We start from the raw sequence: 16,236 nt of genomic DNA, 5'->3' as shown, positions 1-16,236 counted from the left end.
TCGCCCGCTCCTAGAACAGGTGCTCGAGCGGACCCGAGGGCATGCTCAGCGTCAGCAGCTTCGAAAAGACGAGGAAGATCGCGACACCGAGCACAAGGCCGATGACGGTATCGACCAGGAGCGCGCGCCGGCCGAAGCCCCTCGCCGTGCAGGCAAAGATGATCGCCGTCGCAAGAATGAATCCGCCGCCGAGCGCGATGCAGGCCACGAGTCCGATCAGACCGGCGGTGATCCAGACCAGGGCGACGTTATCGGCGGGTTCAGGCTTCGGAATGCCTTCCCTGAAGGCGACGACGAGATGGGCGAGGCCGAGGATGATCAGGCCGACGCAAACCACATAGGGCATCGCGGTGGGCCCGACGCCATAAGTCGAGATGATGGTCTGCTTCGACGCGTCATAGGCGACGAGGCCCGCGCTTCCAAGCAGCAGTGCTGCCACTACGAGAGCAGGCCGGTCGACCTTGCCCGTCGAGATTTCATTCGCCATTCCGCGCCCGCCCAGTTGTCGTCAGGATCAGCGTAAAAGAAGCGAAGGGCCGGCTGGCCGGCCCTTCGTGGATCAATCGGTCGAACCGGACCTCACTTGATGAGGCCGACATCCTTCATGACCTTGGCGACACGCGCCTCTTCGGCCTTGAGGAAGGTCGCGAACTCCGCCGCCGGCAGATAGGCGTCATCCCAGCCGCGCGCCTTGAGGATCTCGTTCCATTCCTTCGACTTCGCCATCTTGCCCACGGCATCCGCCAGCGCCTGGGTCTGCGCCGCGTTCAGCCCGGGAGGTGCAACGACCGAACGCCAGTTGAGCAGTTCGAGATCGACGCCCTGTTCCTTGAAGGTCGGGGCGTCCGGAGCATTGGCGAGGCGCGCCGGCGAGCTCACGCCGATGACACGCAGCTTGCCGGCCTTGATCTGGCCTTCGAACTCACCATAGCCGGAGATGCCGGCGGTGACGCGCCCGCCCAGCATCGCGGCGAGCGCTTCGCCGCCGCCGGAGAAGGGGATGTAGTTGATCTTGGTGGCGTCACCGCCAGCCGCGCCGGCGAAGAGAGCCGCGAGGATGTGATCGGCGCCACCGGCCGAACCACCGGCCCAGGTGACCTTGGCCGGGTCGGCCTTGACGCGCTCGGCCAGGTCCTTGGCGTTCTTGATCGGGGACTCGGTCGGCACGACGATGACCAGCGCTTCAGCGGTAAGGCGCGCGATCGGGGTAGTCTGGGTCAGCGTCACCGGCGACTTGTTGAGCAGGATGGCGCCGACCATGACGAAGCCGTTGACCATCAGCTGCGAGCCGTCGCCCTTGCCGGCAGTCACCAGCTGGGCGAGGCCGATGGTGCCGCCAGCGCCCGTGACGTTCGCGACCTGCACGCTCTTGGCGATGCCGGAGGCGGTCAGCGCCTGCTGCATCGAGCGGGCGGTTCCGTCCCAGCCACCACCCGGTGCGGCCGGAGCCATGATCTTGAGCTCGAGCTGCGCAAATGCCGCAGTCGTCAGTCCAACGAGCGCCAGGGCCGTCACGGCCCCGCGCGACAGAATGGATTTGAGCATGTTGTTCCTCCGCTTGCGGATTCCCGCACTGTTATGGTGTCAGCGCTCCGCGAGTGACACTTTGACGCTCCGCCGGTCAATTGCGCCTGATTGCATAATCTCAAGTCAAGGTCTTTCGCGCAGCAATGCACGCAGGCCGACCGAATTCGAGCTAGGCGGGCTTGGCGCGATCGCGTAATCGCAGGGCCATGAGCCTGAACCTCAACTCGCCGGGTGTCGAGCGCACTGTGATCGCCGCCCCTTCTCCATCGCGTCAGGCGGTTCGACTCGCAGCGCTCGGAGGCGTCCTGATGGTGGCGTTGCCGCTTGCCATGTGGGCGGCGAACCGGTCCGCGCCGCTGGTGCTCGGGCTGTCTGCGGCGGCATTCCTGGCCGCCGCGATGGCCGGCGGCGATATCGGACCCCTGTTGCGCCGCACCCTTGCGGGCCTGCGCAGTTCGCTCGGCCTCGCCTTGACGGCGTTCCTTGCCTGGGCGCTGTTCTCGTTGCTGTGGACGCATCGGCCAGCATTTGGCTTCGCTGCCTGGGCGGAGTTGCTTCTGCCACTTGGTTTTGCACTCGTGATTGCGGCAAGTGCCTGGTTCAAGCCGGAGCGGGCACTGGTGCGGGCCCTGGCCATTTGCCTGATTCTGGCCTCGGCCCTGATGTGGTTCGAAGTGCAGAGCGGCCTCGCGCAGCGCATTGCGCTGGGCGTCGGCAAGCAGATGAGCTTCATCTTCAACCGGCCGGTCATCGCCTGCCTGGTCCTCCTGGCTCCCGTTGCCCACTTGCTCTGGACCGGCGAATCCAAACGCGTCGCCGATCGTCTGCTCGCAGCGGCAGCAGCCGTCGCTGTCGTCGGCATCGTTCTCTATTCCGAGAGCGGCGCCGCGAAACTGGGATTGGGCATTCTGATCCTGTCCTGGCTGCTGGCGCGTCTCCTTCCGCGCCTGGCCTTGGCCGCGACAGCGCTTGGCTTTGCCGCGACGCTGGTGCTCGCGCCAGTGATCGGGCAAGTGGCCGACCGGGCTCTGCCGCCGGTACTCTACCAACAGACGGCTGATGCCCACTCGCGCGACCGCGTCGACATCTGGCTCAGCTTCGGGGAGGCGATCGCGGCTCGCCCATTGATCGGCTCGGGCTTCGGCTCGTCCTCGGCCCTCCAGACGCATCCTGTTGCGGAACAGGTCTCGCCGCCGCGTCGCTGGCTCCTGGCGGTTGGCCACCCGCATAGCGCGCCGGTTCAGCTCTGGACGGAGACCGGCCTCATCGGCGCCGCATTGCTGCTGGCAGCCGGGCTGCTGTTCCTCCGGAAGCTTGGTGCCTTGTCCGCGCGCGAGCTCGCCCCGCGACTTGCGCTTTTCGCGGCTGCCTTCGTCATGGCCTCGGTCGGACATGGCGCCTGGCAGGGTTGGTGGATCGCCGTCCTGGCTGCCGCCACCCTTTGGTTCGAGGCGGGCCGACATCTCGGCCGGGGAGCAGAGCATGGCTGATTTCGATGTCGATCTCTTCGTGATCGGGGCAGGCTCCGGCGGCACGCGCGCGGCGCGGATCTCGGCCGGACATGGCGCCCGCGTCATGATCGCCGAAGAGGACCGCATCGGCGGCACCTGCGTCATTCGCGGCTGTGTCCCGAAGAAGCTCTTCGTCTACGCCAGCCGCTTCGCCGACGAATTCGAGGATGCCGCCGGCTTCGGCTGGAGCGTGGGCACGCCGAGTTTCGACTGGCCGACCTTGCGGGATGCCGTTGCCAACGAAGTGACCCGGCTCTCCGGCCTCTACCGCAAGGGTCTTGAAGGCGCGAAGGTCGCGATCCGCGAAGAGCGCGCCGTGGTCGAAGGGCCGAACACGGTGCGTCTGCAGAAATCCGGCGAGACCATCCGGGCCCGGCATATCCTGGTCGCGACCGGAGGCTACCCTGCCTTCGATCCGCCGATCTCTGGCGGCGAACTTGGCATCAGCTCGAACGAGATCTTTCATCTTCCGAGCCTGCCGCGGCGCATGCTGGTGGTGGGCGGCGGCTATATCGCGCTCGAATTCGCCAGCGTGTTCCGGCGTCTTGGTGTCGAGGTCACGGTGCTGCACCGTGGCGACAATATCCTGCGCGGCTTCGAGGAGGACCTCCGCGTGCGTCTGCGCGATGCGCTCGTCCATGCCGGCATCACATTGCGGCTGGGCTGCACCATCGACCGTATCGAGCAATTGCCGGACGGCACGCGCCGCGCCCATTGCGCCACGGGCGAGCCGATCGACGCCGACGTCGTGCTCGTGGCGACCGGCCGTCGTCCCAATACGGTAGGGCTCGGCCTGGAGAACGCGGGGGTCAAGCTCGGCCCCATCGGCCAGGTCATGGTCGATGCGAATTCCGCTTCGAGCGTGCCGTCGATCCATGCGGTTGGCGACGTCACCAACCGCATCAATCTCACGCCGGTCGCCATTCGCGAGGGCCACGCCTTTGCGGACTCGGCCTTTGGCGGAAAGCCCTGGGCGATGGATCACCATGTGGTGGCTTCGGCCGTGTTCACCACGCCGGAGATCGGCACAGTCGGCCTGACCGAGCAGCAGGCGTTCGCCGCCGGTTACGAGCTGCGTGTCTTCGAAGCCGGTTTCCGGCCGATGAAGGCGACGATCTCGGGCCGTCAGGAGCGCATCTACATGAAGCTCGTGGTCGACGCGAAGACGGACCGGATGCTGGGCGTCCACATTCTAGGTCACGACGCGGGCGAGATCATCCAGGCGGTGGCCATTGCCGTCACGATGGGGGCGACCAAGGCCGATTTCGACCGCACCGTGGCGCTGCATCCGAGTGCGGCCGAGGAACTCGTGACGATGCGCACAGTGCGCCAGTGAGCTGCAAGGCGGCGCCCCTTCGGGCGCCGCCTTGCATCACCCGCCACCACGGTCGCTCTCGTTCACGCGCTCGGACCCGGTCGCCGGAACGCCGGAATGGCTCTGCTCTTCGATGCACGGCTCGCGCATGCGTAACCGTCAACGGCTTTATGGTCTTTGCTGCGGTGCGGGTGTATAGCGCCAGGATCACGCTGCCTTTCCGTGGGGAGGGGCGGGCGCGAGATATTATCACCAGGAGCAAGTGAGATGTCCGAGCGGTGGACGCCCGAGAGCTGGAGGGCAAAGCCCGTCCAGCAGATGCCGGAATATCCGGACCAGGCAGCCTTGAAGGCGGTTGAGCAGCAGCTCGCCGGCTTTCCGCCGCTCGTTTTTGCGGGTGAGGCGCGCAAGCTGAAGAAGGCTCTCGGACAAGTCGCAAACGGCGAGGCCTTCCTGCTCCAGGGCGGAGACTGTGCGGAGAGCTTCGCCGAGCATTCGGCTGACAACATCCGCGATTTCTTCCGGCTTTTCCTGCAGATGGCGGTCGTCCTGACCTTCGCCGGCGGCTCGCCGGTGGTGAAGGTCGGCCGTATCGCCGGCCAGTTCGCCAAGCCGCGCTCAACCCCCACCGAGACGATCGGCGGCGTCGAGCTGCCGAGCTACAAGGGCGACATCATCAACGACAACGAGTTCACGGCCGAATCCCGGATTCCGGATCCGCGCCGTCAGCTCGAGGCCTATCGCCAGTCGGCGGCGACGCTGAACCTGATCCGCGCCTTCGCGACCGGCGGCTACGCCAATCTCGACAATGCGCATCGCTGGATGCTCGGTTTCGTCAAGGACAGTCCGCAGTCGGGCCGCTACCAGGAGGTGGCGGGGCGCATCACCGAGGCGCTCGATTTCATGCGCGCCATCGGCATCGATCCCGAGACGCATCCCGAGATGCGGAGCACGGATTTCTACACCAGCCACGAGGCGCTGCTGCTCGGCTACGAGCAGGCGCTGACGCGCGTCGATTCCACCACCGGCGACTGGTACGACACGTCCGGCCATATGGTCTGGATCGGGGACCGCACGCGCCAGCTCGACCATGCCCATGTCGAGTTCTTCCGTGGCATCCGCAATCCGATCGGCCTGAAATGCGGTCCGTCCCTGACCCCGGACAACCTGATAAGGCTGATCGACGCGCTCGATCCGCAGAACCAGGCCGGACGCCTGACGCTGATCGCCCGCTTCGGTGCCGACAAGGTCTTCGACCATCTGCCGGCCCTGGTGCGTGCCACCAAGCGGGAAGGGCGCAATGTCGTCTGGTCCTGTGATCCGATGCACGGCAACACGGTGAAGGCGGCGAGCGGCTACAAGACACGGCCCTTCGACATGATCCTGACCGAGGTGAAGAACTTCTTCGCCGTGCATCAGGCCGAAGGCACCTATGCCGGCGGCCTGCACCTGGAGATGACCGGCAAGAACGTCACCGAATGCACGGGCGGCGCACGCGGCATGACCGACGCCGACCTGAACGATCGCTACCACACGGTCTGCGACCCGCGCCTCAATGCGGAGCAGGCGCTGGAGATGGCGTTCCTGGTCGCCGAACTGGTCAAGCGCGAGCGCTCGGGCCGGGCCCGACCTGAGGTCGAGGCGGCGGAGTAAGCCGGCGCCAGCCTGTCAGAAACGAGAAAGCCGCGGCGCGAGCCACGGCTTTTTTCTTGCGCCCGTCTCGTCTTACTTGCGCCCGTCTCGTCGGATCAGAATTTGACGCCCGCGGCGACGCGGGCCGTGTTGACCGTCGTCGTTGTTCCCTCGACGTCGGCGAAGCGGATCAACTGGTATTCGCCGCGCAGGAACAGGTTGTCGGTCAGGGCCATGTCGACGCCGGCACCGACCGCGAGGCCGAAGCCATAGACGTTCTTCTTGGCGGCCCCGACCGTGAGCGGGTAGCCAACCGCCATGCCGGAACTGATGGCGCCGGTTACAGGATTCGCCTGGGTGATGAAATTTGTCGCTGTGACCGTCGATACCGTGTCGAAGCGACCAACAGCGCCACCGAACGTCGCGAAGGGCATGATGCGGCCAACGGCCCAACCCATGCGAATGCGCGCCGTGGCGTAGTCGTTCAGCACCGCTCCCTGGCGGGTCGTCATGGACCAGTCATTCACGGTGCCGTTTGAGGTGATCGTGCGGCGCGCGATGAAGTCGTTGATGCTGTAGCTCTGATCGGAGCGGGTATAGTCGACCTCGATGCCGAGCACGGCATCGCCAAAGGCTATGTTGTAGCCGGCCATGCCAAAATACGTCGCGCCGCTGTCCCTTTTGGACGGCAGGTTGTTGACGAACGAACCCATGTCGCTTTCGGCGCCAAGCAGCGTATTCCGAAAGGCGAAGTTGGCCAGATTCTGCAGCCCGGTTCCGGGTTCGAACTGCGTTTCCGAGACGCCGGCGCCGCCACCCAGATAGAATCCCGTCCAGTTGAACCCGCCCGAGAAATAGTCCGATGGCGGCGGCGGTGCATCTTCGATCTGCGAGCCGCGCAGTACCGGATAGTCAGCCGACACCGCCGGCGCGGCGGCGATGGACAGTCCGAGCGCTGCAAGGCCCAGGGCCGGCGCAATGGAGCGGATACGCATCGTGGACCCCCGGAGCAGGGGCCGCAATCCGGCCTCTTTCGCACTGCTCTGGGGGCTATTGATGCATTGGTAACCCTAATGCGGCGTTAACGAAGGTTGTCTTTCGCCCGCTGCCGGGAAGACATCGGCCGGACAGGGCGGCGCGATTCCCGGCTGCCTGCGAAGGAGGGCGCATGATCCGCCACATCGTATTCTTCACGGCGAAGCGGCGCGAGGATGTCGAGACGATCCGGCTGTCTCTGACCCGGCTCGGTGATATCCCGCATTCGCTCGCCTTCGAGGTCGTGGCCAATGCCAAGGTCGATCCGCTGGGCAATGACGTCGATGTCGTCGTCTACGCCGAGTTTGCCGATGAGGCGGCGCTGGCGGCTTACAAGGCCGATCCGATCTATGACGAGACGACGCGCCTCGTGCGCCCGCTGCGCGAGCTGCGCTATTCCGCCGATTTCCGTTCGACCTTGCGTTGATCAAGGGCTGATCACGCAGAAATGCAGGTCAGGGCAGGCTGCGCGGCCGTTGCTGGCCCACTCGTCGCGCGGTAAAGCCGAAGCATGACAGCGACCTCCTTCCGCCTGGCTCTGGCCCAGCTCAATCCCATCGTCGGCGATGTCGCCGGCAATGCCGACAAGGTGCGCGCTGCGCGGCGCGACGCCGCAACCGCCGGCGCCGATCTCGTGATGTTCCCGGAGCTCTTCCTGTCGGCCTATCCGCCGGAGGACCTGGTGCTGAAGCCCGCCTTCCAGGATGCCTGCCGCAAGGCTTGCGAGGACCTGGCGCGCGAGACCGCCGACGGTGGTCCGGCTGTGCTGGTCGGGCTGCCCTGGGTCGAGGATGGCAAGCTCTACAACGCCTATGCGCTGCTCGACGCCGGGATGATCCAGTCGGTGCGCTTCAAGGTCGACCTGCCGAATTATGGTGTGTTCGACGAGAAGCGCGTCTTCGAACCCGGCCCGCTGCCCGGTCCCGTCGTCTTCCGCAATCATCTCCGCCTCGGCCTGCCGGTCTGCGAGGATATCTGGGGCGAGGAGGTCGTCGAGTGCATCGCCGAGACCGGCGGCGAGATCCTGCTTGTTCCCAACGGCTCGCCTTACCGGCGCGGCGTCACGGAGGAGCGCCTGAACGTCGCGGTCGCCCGCGTCGTCGAGGCCGGGCTGCCGATGGTCTATCTCAACCAGCTCGGCGGCCAGGACGAGCTTGTCTTCGAGGGCGCCTCCTTCGTGCTGAATGCAGACAAGACCTTTGCGCATCAGCTCCCGGCTTTCCGCGAGGCGCTGCGCCTCACCGACTGGGTGCGTGAGAACGGGTCGTGGCGCTGCCTGCCGGGCGAGATCACGCCCGTCGAGAGCAGCGACGAGGCGGACTACGCCGCCTGCGTGCTGGGCTTGCGCGACTATGTCGAGAAGAACGGCTTTCCCGGCGTGGTGCTTGGCCTCTCCGGCGGCATCGATTCCGCGATCTGCGCGGCGATGGCGGTCGATGCGCTCGGAGCCGACAAGGTCCGCTGCGTGATGATGCCCTATCGCTTCACCTCGCAGGAGAGCCTGGATGATGCGAAGCGCTGTGCCGATGCGCTCGGCGTCCGTTACGAGATCGTGCCGATTGCCGAGCCGGTCGAGGGTTTCGAGGCGGCGCTCGCCGGACTCTTCGCCGGCACCAATCGCGGCGTCACCGAGGAGAACCTGCAGAGCCGCGTGCGTGGCACCCTGCTGATGTCGATCTCGAACAAGTTCGGGCCGATGGTGGTGACCACCGGCAACAAGTCCGAGATGTCATGCGGCTATGCCACGCTCTATGGCGACATGAATGGCGGCTACAACCCGATCAAGGACCTCTACAAGACCGAGGTCTTTCGCATGTCGGAGCTGCGCAACCGCTGGAAGCCCGCCGGTGCGCTCGGGCCCGATGGCGAGGTCATTCCGTACAATATCATCGTCAAGCCGCCGACGGCCGAATTGCGCGAGAACCAGAAGGACCAGGATTCGCTGCCACCCTATGACGTGCTGGACGATATCCTCGCCTGCCTGATCGAGCATGAGATGCGCCTCGCCGATATCGTCGCCCGCGGCCACGACATCGAGACGGTCAAGAAGGTCGAACGCCTGCTCTATCTCGCCGAGTACAAGCGCCGCCAGGCCGCTCCCGGCGTGAAGGTGACACGCAAGAATTTCGGCCGCGACCGGCGCTACCCGATCGTCAATCGCTTCCGTGATCCGGGCGACGCGGCGCACCGACCCGACGCTGCACTGGTCAAGGGCGTTGGCAAGTCCGGGGGCGAGAGCTTCGATTTCTGAGCCGATTGTCGGCCTCGCGCAAAGGCGTCATAAGCCTCGTCATGACAACGCCACTCGTTCGCTTCGCGCCGTCGCCGACCGGCTTTCTCCATATCGGCAATGCCCGGCCGGCGCTGTTCAACTGGCTCTATGCCCGCCGCAATGGCGGGCGCTTCCTGCTGCGCTATGACGATACCGATCTTGCGCGCTCGAAGCCCGAATTCGCGGATGCGATCGCCGGGGATCTCGGCTGGCTCGGCATCACGCCCGATCTCGTCATTCGCCAGTCGGAGCGGCTCCCGATCTATGATGCGGCAGCCGACGGGCTGCGGGCCGCCGGACGGCTTTACCCCTGCTTCGAGACAGCCGACGAACTGGATCGCCGTCGCAAGCGCCAACTCGCTCGCGGTCTGCCGCCGATCTATGATCGTGCTGCGCTGAAGCTCACGGCCGAGCAGCGGGCGGCGCTCGAGGCCGAGGGACGCAAGCCGCATTGGCGCTTCCTGCTCGAGGCCCGTGAAGTCGCCTGGGACGACCTCGTGCGCGGCGCTTCGCATGTCGACTGCGCCTCGCTCTCCGACCCCGTGCTGGTGCGTGAGGATGGCAGCTATCTCTACACGCTGCCCTCGGTCGTCGACGACATCGAGACCGGCGTCACCCATGTCATTCGCGGCGAGGACCACGTCACCAACACGGCGGTCCAGATCCAGATCTTCGAGGCGCTGGGCGCTGCCCTTCCGGCCTTCGGCCACCACAACCTGCTGACCACGGCGAGCGGCGAGGGGCTCTCGAAGCGGCTCGGCCATCTCTCGCTGCGCGGCTTGCGCGAGTCCGGGGTGGAGGCGCTCGCCGTCGCGGCATTGGCCGTTCTGGTCGGTTCCTCCGATGCGGTCAGGCCGGTTTCCAGTCTGGATGAACTGGCCGGCCTCGTCGAGCTCGCCCATGTCTCGCGCGCTCCGGCCAAGTTCGATGAGCACGAGCTCGAAGCCCTGAGCGCGCGCACGCTGCATCAGCTGCCGTTCGACGCGGTGTCGCACCGGTTGCAGGCGCTTGGGATCGCGGCCGGCGAACCCTTCTGGCTTGCGGTGCGCGGCAATCTCGCGAAGCTCTCGGAGGCGGAGGCCTGGTGGCAGGTCGTTCGCGGCCCGATCGTGCCCGTGATCACTGATGCTGGCTTTGCGGCCAGCGCAGCTGCGCTGCTCCCGGCCGAGCCCTTCGATGCGACAACCTGGAAAAGCTGGACGCAGGCTGTCGGCGCTGCGACCAACGCCAAGGGCAAGGCGCTGTTCATGCCGCTTCGCCAGGCTTTGACCGGCCTCGATCACGGACCGGAGCTGGCTGCCCTGCTGCCGCTCATCGGCCGTGACAAGGCGCTGAAGCGGCTCGCGGGCGAGGCGGCCTGAAGTGCCTCACGTCATCCCGGGGCTTCGCGCCCTGAACCTCCACGTCATTGCGAGGAGCGAAGCGACGAAGCAATCCAGAGGGATTGCGTGAGGACTGGATTGCTTCGCTACGCTCGCAATGACGGGGGAGGGGGGCGCGAGGCCGATGCCCCTCACTCGTGCCGGTGCATCGCCGATTCATGCTTGGTGTCGCGCATGGTCGCGTAGACCAGCAGAGACAGGAAGATCACGCCCGCCAGGTAGTAGAAGAACCACTGCTCGTGGCCCTGCTGCTTGAAGAACAGGGCGATCGCAGGCGCCGTGCCGCCGAAAATTGAAACCGTCACGGCGTAAGGCACGGCGATGCCGGTGGCGCGGATCGCGGTCGGGAACAGCTCGGCCTTCACCACCGCGTTGATCGAGGTATAGCCGGCGACGAAGATCCAGGCTCCGGAGATCAGCAGGAACGCCATCCAGGGCGATTTGGTCTGGGACAGCGCCGTCAGGATCGGTACCGTCAGCAGCGAGCCTGCAATGCCGAAGAAGATCAGCAGCGGCTTGCGGCCGATCCTGTCCGAGATGGCGCCATAGATCGGCTGCAGGATCGAGGCGAAGATCAGCGAACCGGCGATGACATAGGTCGTCGTGATGTCGGACAGGCCGACAGTCTGCTTCACGAAGGTCTGCATATAGGTGGTGAAGGTGTAGAAGGCCGCGGTGCCGCCGGCCGTCAGGCCGACCACGATCGCAACCTCGCGCGGGTATTTCAGCAGCCCGCGCAGCGAGCTTTCGCGCTTCTTCGTCTTGCTGGCTTCGACGAAGGATTCCGTTTCGTGCATGTGGCGGCGCATGAACATCGCGGTGATCGCGAGCAGCGCGCCGATCACGAAGGGAATCCGCCAGCCCCAGGCGACGAGCTGTTCATGGGTCAGGAACACGTTCTGGAGCAGCAGCAGCACCACGATGGCGGTGAGCTGGCCGCCGATCAGCGTGACGTATTGAAAGCTTGAATAGAATCCGCGGTGGTTCGGGTCGGCGATCTCGGTGAGATAGGTCGCGCTTGCCCCGTACTCGCCACCGAGGCTCAGGCCTTCGATGATCCGCGCCAGCGCGAGCAGTGCGGGCGCGGCAAATCCGATCGTCGCATAGGTCGGTGTCAGCGCGATGATCAGCGAGCCGAAGCACATCATCAGCACCGAGATCGTCAACGAAAGCCGGCGGCCATAGCGGTCGGCGATATGGCCGAACAGCCATCCGCCGATCGGGCGGACGATGAAGCCGGCGGCGAACAGCGTCGCGGCGTTGAGCTGCTGGACCACGGGATCGTGCGAGGGAAAGAAATGCGGCGCAAAATAGAGCGCGAAGGCCGTGTAGGCGTAGAAATCATACCATTCGACCAGATTGCCGACCGAGCCCATGAAGATCGCCTTCAGGCGACGGCGGGTATCGGCCAGATCCATTCCGGTCTGTATGTCGGCGGTAGTCTCTGACATGGGACGCCTCTGCTGGGCTCTGCCAAGGAGGCGGTCAGAGGCAGGATCGCACCGTAGGAGTGCAATCGCAGCGAAGTCTGGCGCTTATCCAGGCCGGCCGGATTGAAGTTGCCCGTATATGCGCCGGCTGACGTCATGCGTCCAGCGCTTGACGCGGTGGATTTTAAGGGTCTTCACCCGCTGGACGCATGACGAGATGTGCGTCGCCGAGAGCCGTCCCTCTGGGCCCGGCATCACGGACGGGCGACGGCCGGTCCCAGATTGGGGGCGAGATTGGGCGCGACGATCCTGACCGTGCGTCGTTCGCCGGTGACGCTGCGGCTCTCCTTCTTCACGCCGTCGCCCTGCTGCACGACCTTTTCGGGCTCGACGCTCTGCGGACCCATGCCGGCCGACTCCGTGCCCGATGTCGGCGAATTCTCGGACGGCATCGGCCTGTCGTCGGCGGCATCGGGCAGGATGGGCTGCTGTTGAGCCGGCGCGGGTGTTGCGGTCCTGCGCTTCGGATCGGCCTTGGGCCGCGACAACTCGGCGGCGCGTTGTTCTGTGACGATGACGTCGCCCTTGCGCTTGTCGAGAAGCTCTTCGGCATTGCGCAGCGCCTGCGACCAGCTCTGGCCGGGCGCCCGGCAGGTGCAGGCGGAATCGAAGCTGCGGACGTATTTTCCGGCGTTCTCCAGCGACGAATACGGCGTTCCGCTGCCGCGGGCGACGGCATTTTGAATGTCGCCGCCAGTGCTCATGCCGAAGGCCAGCGTCTCCGTTCCCGGGCAGAGCGCCTGGCACATCTCATCCTGGCCGTCGCGGCCGCCGGGGCTGTTGCCGAGCGGGAAGAAATAGCCGTCGCAGGTGCGGACGCAGACCGTATTGGGGCCGCCTTGGCGGGGCTTCTCCGAATCGAGCGGCTGCATGTCCGGATCGAGCTCGGGCATGGTCGAATCGATTTCGCCGCGGCGAGGCTCGATGCCGAAGATCGTCTCGAAGAAGCCGCGCTGCTGTTGTCCCCCCCGGCAATTGGTCTCGATCGCCGCGGCGAGCTGCATGCGGCGCTGCTCGGCGGCTCCCCCCTGCGCCTGGCGCTGGAGTGCCGCGTATTGGGATTGCAACTGATTGATCTGCGCCCGCAGGCCGCCGCATTGTGGGGGAGGTTGAGCGCCGAAGAAGAGGAAGCCGCCGCGTTCGCAGCCCATCGCGCGGAACTGGCTGGTGCTCTGCGAGAGCTGGGCGCCGACGCGCTGCGCCTGTTGCGCGGCGCGCGGATCGCCGCCGCGCTGGCCCTGCAGACTCGCCAGTTCGCTGCGCCAGGCATTGCACGCGGGCGATTGCGCCAGCGCCGCACCACCCATCGCCGAGAAGGCCAGCAGCATCGCGCCGAGGCGCCGGGTTAGTCGTAGTCTCATCGCCGGTTGGGCCATATTACCTGCTTGTTCGATCCGTCCCGGAAACCGGGCAATCGCTTTGCGGGAATTTCACCTGCCAAACGCGACGGAACTAAGGACGGGTCCTGCGACGGCGCGGCGCGGATTCGGGCGGACGGCCATGGCGAGGCCCGGCATGCCATATTTGGCGGCGAGCGGCAATTCAGGCTTCGCTTTCGTGATAGCCACCCGCGAGATGGCGGCCCCGTTCGGCGAGAATCGAAAGCACGCGCTCGAACACGCGCAGGTCGTCGGCCGGCAGTCCCTCGGTCCAGCGCGCCTGGAAGGCGAGCGCCAGCGGCACGATCTCGGCATAGGTCCGGGAGCCGCGGGGAGTGAGGCTGATGAAGGCCTCGCGCCGGTCCTCGCGATTCTCGCTGCGCGAGGTCAGGCCGCGCTTTTCGAGCTCGCCGACAGCGCGCGAAACCTTGGTCTTGTGCATCTGGGAAAGCTCGCCGATGTCGCGCGAGGTCAGCTTTCCGAACTCTCCGAGCTGCGCGATCACACGCCATTCGGGAATGCCGATACCGAAGCGCTCGCTGTAGATCCGCCCGAGCGCGCGGCTGGCGTAGAAGCCGACGACGTTCAGGCGGTAGGGCAGGAACTGCTCCAGCCGCAAGGTCGTTTCGTCGTCGGGAGGAGGAGGCTCAGGCTGCGTTGACATTAGTTTCATCTGTAACTAACTGAGGTCGGGGCAGGACGCCCGCTCCGATCTTTGCGGAACCTGCGTTCTTGTCAAAGCGGTCCGGCAGCGGAAGGGGAAATGCTCATGAATGTCCAGGCACAGATTCACACTGCCCCGCTGCGCCAGGCCGTCACCGGCACGCGCTATATGTCGGGTTTCGGCAACAGTTTCGAGACCGAGGCTCTGCCCGGCGCCCTGCCGGTCGGCCGCAATTCGCCGCAGAAGGCCGCCTATGGCCTCTATGCCGAGCAGCTTTCCGGCTCGCCCTTCACTGCGCCGCGCTCCTCGAACGAGCGGTCCTGGCTCTACCGCATCCGCCCCAGCGTCAAGCATGGCGGGCGCTGGAAGAAGGTCGACAAGGGGCTGATCCGCAGCGCTCCCTGCCGCGACGAGGCCGAGCTGCCGATCGGCCAGCTGCGCTGGAGCCCGATCCCGATGCCTGAGGAGACGCTGACCTTCCTCACCGGGCTGCGCACGCTGACGACGGCCGGCGATGCTGAAACCCAGGCCGGCATGGCCGCACATATGGTTTTCGTCACCGCCTCGATGGAACGCGAATACGTCTTCTGCGCCGATGGCGAACTCTTGGTGGTGGCGCAGGAGGGTTCGTTGCGCTTCTGCACCGAGTTCGGCGTGATCGAGATCGAGCCCGGTGAGATCTGCATCATTCCGCGCGGCGTCGTCTGCCGCTGCGAGCTGATGGGCGGTCCGGCCCGCGCCTATGTCTGCGAGAACTATGGCGGCTCCTTCACCTTGCCGGATCGTGGCCCGATCGGCGCGAATTGCCTGGCCAATCCGCGCGACTTCCTGACGCCCATTGCAGCCTATGAAGACGACGAGACGCCGTCGACGCTCTATGCCAAATGGGGCGGGGAGCTCTATTCCACGCCGATCGGCCAGTCGCCACTCGATGTCGTGGCCTGGCATGGCAACTACGCGCCCTACAAATACGACCTGCGCCATTATTCGCCGGTCGGGGCAATCTCCTTCGACCATCCCGACCCGTCGATCTTCACGGTCCTGACTGCGCCGTCGGAAACACCCGGCACCGCCAATATCGACTTCGTGATCTTCCCGGAGCGCTGGCTGGTCGCAGAGAACACGTTCCGCCCGCCCTGGTATCATCGCAACATCATGTCCGAGTTCATGGGGCTGATCTACGGCGTCTATGACGCCAAGCCGGAGGGCTTCACGCCTGGCGGCTTCAGCCTGCACAACATGATGCTGCCGCATGGTCCGGACGCGCAAGCTTTCGAACATGCGAGCACGGTCGAGCTCAAGCCCGTGAAGCTGACCGGCACCATGGCCTTCATGTTCGAGACCCGCTTTCCCCAGCGCGTCACCGGCTATGCCGCGAGCCTGCCGGCCCTGCAGCCGGACTACAGCGCCTGCTGGGAGGGCCTGACGAAGCGCTTCGATCCGACCAGGCGCGAGGCCTGGTAGCGCCCCGATCCCTGCAAGGCACTTGCGGAGCCCGAATGCTTGCCGCTCAATGCGCCCTCGAATTTCGCAAGGAGCTCGCCTTGGCGACACCCGCGAAAGCACCGGTTCGGCCGAGCGGCGGCAGGACCCCGCGTGCCCGGACGTCGGGCCCTGCGGTGCCCAGCGGTCCGGCGCTGATGCGACTCTGGGCCCAGCACTGGCTCGCAGTCTGTCGCCAGATGCCGTTGCATGGCCGGCGGCTGCTCGACCGGCTAGAGAGCGATCCGGCCAAGGCCATTCATGATTTCCGCCGGCTGGTGCGCACCCATCTCGGTGCGGTCGTCGACCTCGACATGACAGAGAGGCAACTGGCGGAAACCGCGTCGACCAGCCCTTTGAGGACAGTCGGGAAGAAACTCCGCCGGCGCGCCGGCAAGCAGCGTGGCGAGGCGGCAGGGATGGTCGAGCAGGGGCTGGACACGCACCCGAAGGCCGTCTGCACCCATCTGGCCGAAGCGATGGTGGCACATGCACCGCGCCGGATCAGACTTGTCTGACCCGGCGCCTTCAATCGGTCCTGGCGGCG

Annotated in this window: 14 protein-coding genes; 8 read left to right on the top strand and 6 right to left on the bottom strand. The window is 65.9% G+C overall.

Features of this window, described 5'->3' with window-relative positions; translation table 11 throughout:
• Positions 1-10: 10 nt before the first annotated feature.
• The gene (locus tag FG93_RS26685) at positions 11-487 is read right to left on the bottom strand and encodes a tripartite tricarboxylate transporter TctB family protein (protein WP_043240814.1); all 477 of its coding nucleotides are present in this window, start codon (positions 485-487) and stop codon (positions 11-13) included.
• A gap of 92 nt (positions 488-579) precedes the next feature.
• A complete protein-coding gene (locus tag FG93_RS26680) occupies positions 580-1,452 on the bottom strand; it encodes a tripartite tricarboxylate transporter substrate binding protein (RefSeq protein WP_244448757.1) in 873 nt (290 codons plus the stop codon).
• A 281-nt stretch (positions 1,453-1,733) separates the two neighbouring features.
• On the opposite strand from FG93_RS26680, the gene FG93_RS26675 reads away from it, so the two are divergent.
• The 3 genes from FG93_RS26675 to FG93_RS26665 all read left to right on the top strand — a co-directional run bounded on the left by FG93_RS26675 (position 1,734) and on the right by FG93_RS26665 (position 6,006).
• Positions 1,734-3,017 (top strand): O-antigen ligase family protein, encoded by a 1,284-nt coding sequence (locus FG93_RS26675; RefSeq protein WP_052514246.1) that lies wholly within the window; start codon positions 1,734-1,736, stop codon positions 3,015-3,017.
• Complete coding sequence (gene gor / locus FG93_RS26670; protein WP_043240807.1) at positions 3,010-4,374, top strand: glutathione-disulfide reductase; 1,365 nt, start codon at positions 3,010-3,012, stop codon at positions 4,372-4,374. The genes FG93_RS26675 and gor overlap by 8 nt, the downstream gene beginning before the upstream one ends.
• 246 nt (positions 4,375-4,620) lie before the next feature.
• Complete coding sequence (locus FG93_RS26665) at positions 4,621-6,006, top strand: class II 3-deoxy-7-phosphoheptulonate synthase (RefSeq protein WP_043240804.1); 1,386 nt, start codon at positions 4,621-4,623, stop codon at positions 6,004-6,006.
• Between the two features lie 95 nt (positions 6,007-6,101).
• Here the strand turns inward: FG93_RS26665 and FG93_RS26660 are convergent, their stop codons facing one another.
• Positions 6,102-6,980 carry an outer membrane protein gene (locus FG93_RS26660; protein ID WP_043240800.1) on the bottom strand — a complete coding sequence of 293 codons (879 nt, stop codon included), beginning with the start codon at positions 6,978-6,980 and terminating at the stop codon, positions 6,102-6,104.
• A gap of 173 nt (positions 6,981-7,153) precedes the next feature.
• Between FG93_RS26660 and FG93_RS26655 the strand changes: the two genes are divergently transcribed.
• The 3 genes from FG93_RS26655 to gltX all read left to right on the top strand — a co-directional run bounded on the left by FG93_RS26655 (position 7,154) and on the right by gltX (position 10,653).
• A complete protein-coding gene (locus FG93_RS26655; protein WP_043240797.1) occupies positions 7,154-7,447 on the top strand; it encodes a Dabb family protein in 294 nt (97 codons plus the stop codon).
• A gap of 84 nt (positions 7,448-7,531) precedes the next feature.
• Positions 7,532-9,271 carry an NAD+ synthase gene (locus FG93_RS26650; RefSeq protein ID WP_043240794.1) on the top strand — a complete coding sequence of 580 codons (1,740 nt, stop codon included), beginning with the start codon at positions 7,532-7,534 and terminating at the stop codon, positions 9,269-9,271.
• Between the two features lie 41 nt (positions 9,272-9,312).
• Positions 9,313-10,653, top strand: a complete 1,341-nt coding sequence (gene gltX / locus FG93_RS26645; RefSeq protein ID WP_043240791.1) for a glutamate--tRNA ligase — start codon at positions 9,313-9,315, stop codon at positions 10,651-10,653.
• A gap of 152 nt (positions 10,654-10,805) precedes the next feature.
• On the opposite strand, the gene FG93_RS26640 is transcribed toward gltX, so the two are convergent.
• The 3 genes from FG93_RS26640 to FG93_RS26630 all read right to left on the bottom strand — a co-directional run bounded on the left by FG93_RS26640 (position 10,806) and on the right by FG93_RS26630 (position 14,207).
• Positions 10,806-12,125: an MFS transporter gene (locus FG93_RS26640; protein ID WP_043240788.1), complete on the bottom strand. Its 1,320-nt coding sequence runs from the start codon at positions 12,123-12,125 to the stop codon at positions 10,806-10,808.
• A 233-nt stretch (positions 12,126-12,358) separates the two neighbouring features.
• Positions 12,359-13,525: a DUF2865 domain-containing protein gene (locus FG93_RS26635; RefSeq protein WP_161783893.1), complete on the bottom strand. Its 1,167-nt coding sequence runs from the start codon at positions 13,523-13,525 to the stop codon at positions 12,359-12,361.
• 181 nt (positions 13,526-13,706) lie between these two features.
• Complete coding sequence (locus tag FG93_RS26630) at positions 13,707-14,207, bottom strand: MarR family winged helix-turn-helix transcriptional regulator (protein ID WP_052514244.1); 501 nt, start codon at positions 14,205-14,207, stop codon at positions 13,707-13,709.
• Between the two features lie 105 nt (positions 14,208-14,312).
• Between FG93_RS26630 and hmgA the strand changes: the two genes are divergently transcribed.
• Positions 14,313-15,671, top strand: a complete 1,359-nt coding sequence (gene hmgA / locus FG93_RS26625; RefSeq protein ID WP_244448753.1) for a homogentisate 1,2-dioxygenase — start codon at positions 14,313-14,315, stop codon at positions 15,669-15,671.
• Between the two features lie 80 nt (positions 15,672-15,751).
• Positions 15,752-16,207 (top strand): hypothetical protein, encoded by a 456-nt coding sequence (locus tag FG93_RS26620; protein ID WP_152579649.1) that lies wholly within the window; start codon positions 15,752-15,754, stop codon positions 16,205-16,207.
• The last annotated feature ends 29 nt before the right edge of the window (positions 16,208-16,236 follow it).

It is taken from the genome of Allobosea sp. LC85, from assembly GCF_000735605.1.
Classification (GTDB): domain Bacteria; phylum Pseudomonadota; class Alphaproteobacteria; order Rhizobiales; family Beijerinckiaceae; genus Allobosea.
Note: the sequence above shows the minus strand (reverse complement) of the source record. Positions and strands in the feature narration are given on the sequence as shown.

Coding starts and splice junctions, on each gene's coding strand:
- FG93_RS26685 (WP_043240814.1), bottom strand. CDS start 487: ATGGCGAATGAAATCTCGACGGGCAAGGTCGACCGGCCTGCTCTCGTA.
- FG93_RS26680 (WP_244448757.1), bottom strand. CDS start 1,452: ATGGCTCCGGCCGCACCGGGTGGTGGCTGGGACGGAACCGCCCGCTCG.
- FG93_RS26675 (WP_052514246.1), top strand. CDS start 1,734: ATGAGCCTGAACCTCAACTCGCCGGGTGTCGAGCGCACTGTGATCGCC.
- gor (WP_043240807.1), top strand. CDS start 3,010: ATGGCTGATTTCGATGTCGATCTCTTCGTGATCGGGGCAGGCTCCGGC.
- FG93_RS26665 (WP_043240804.1), top strand. CDS start 4,621: ATGTCCGAGCGGTGGACGCCCGAGAGCTGGAGGGCAAAGCCCGTCCAG.
- FG93_RS26660 (WP_043240800.1), bottom strand. CDS start 6,980: ATGCGTATCCGCTCCATTGCGCCGGCCCTGGGCCTTGCAGCGCTCGGA.
- FG93_RS26655 (WP_043240797.1), top strand. CDS start 7,154: ATGATCCGCCACATCGTATTCTTCACGGCGAAGCGGCGCGAGGATGTC.
- FG93_RS26650 (WP_043240794.1), top strand. CDS start 7,532: ATGACAGCGACCTCCTTCCGCCTGGCTCTGGCCCAGCTCAATCCCATC.
- gltX (WP_043240791.1), top strand. CDS start 9,313: ATGACAACGCCACTCGTTCGCTTCGCGCCGTCGCCGACCGGCTTTCTC.
- FG93_RS26640 (WP_043240788.1), bottom strand. CDS start 12,125: ATGTCAGAGACTACCGCCGACATACAGACCGGAATGGATCTGGCCGAT.
- FG93_RS26635 (WP_161783893.1), bottom strand. CDS start 13,525: ATGAGACTACGACTAACCCGGCGCCTCGGCGCGATGCTGCTGGCCTTC.
- FG93_RS26630 (WP_052514244.1), bottom strand. CDS start 14,207: ATGTCAACGCAGCCTGAGCCTCCTCCTCCCGACGACGAAACGACCTTG.
- hmgA (WP_244448753.1), top strand. CDS start 14,313: ATGAATGTCCAGGCACAGATTCACACTGCCCCGCTGCGCCAGGCCGTC.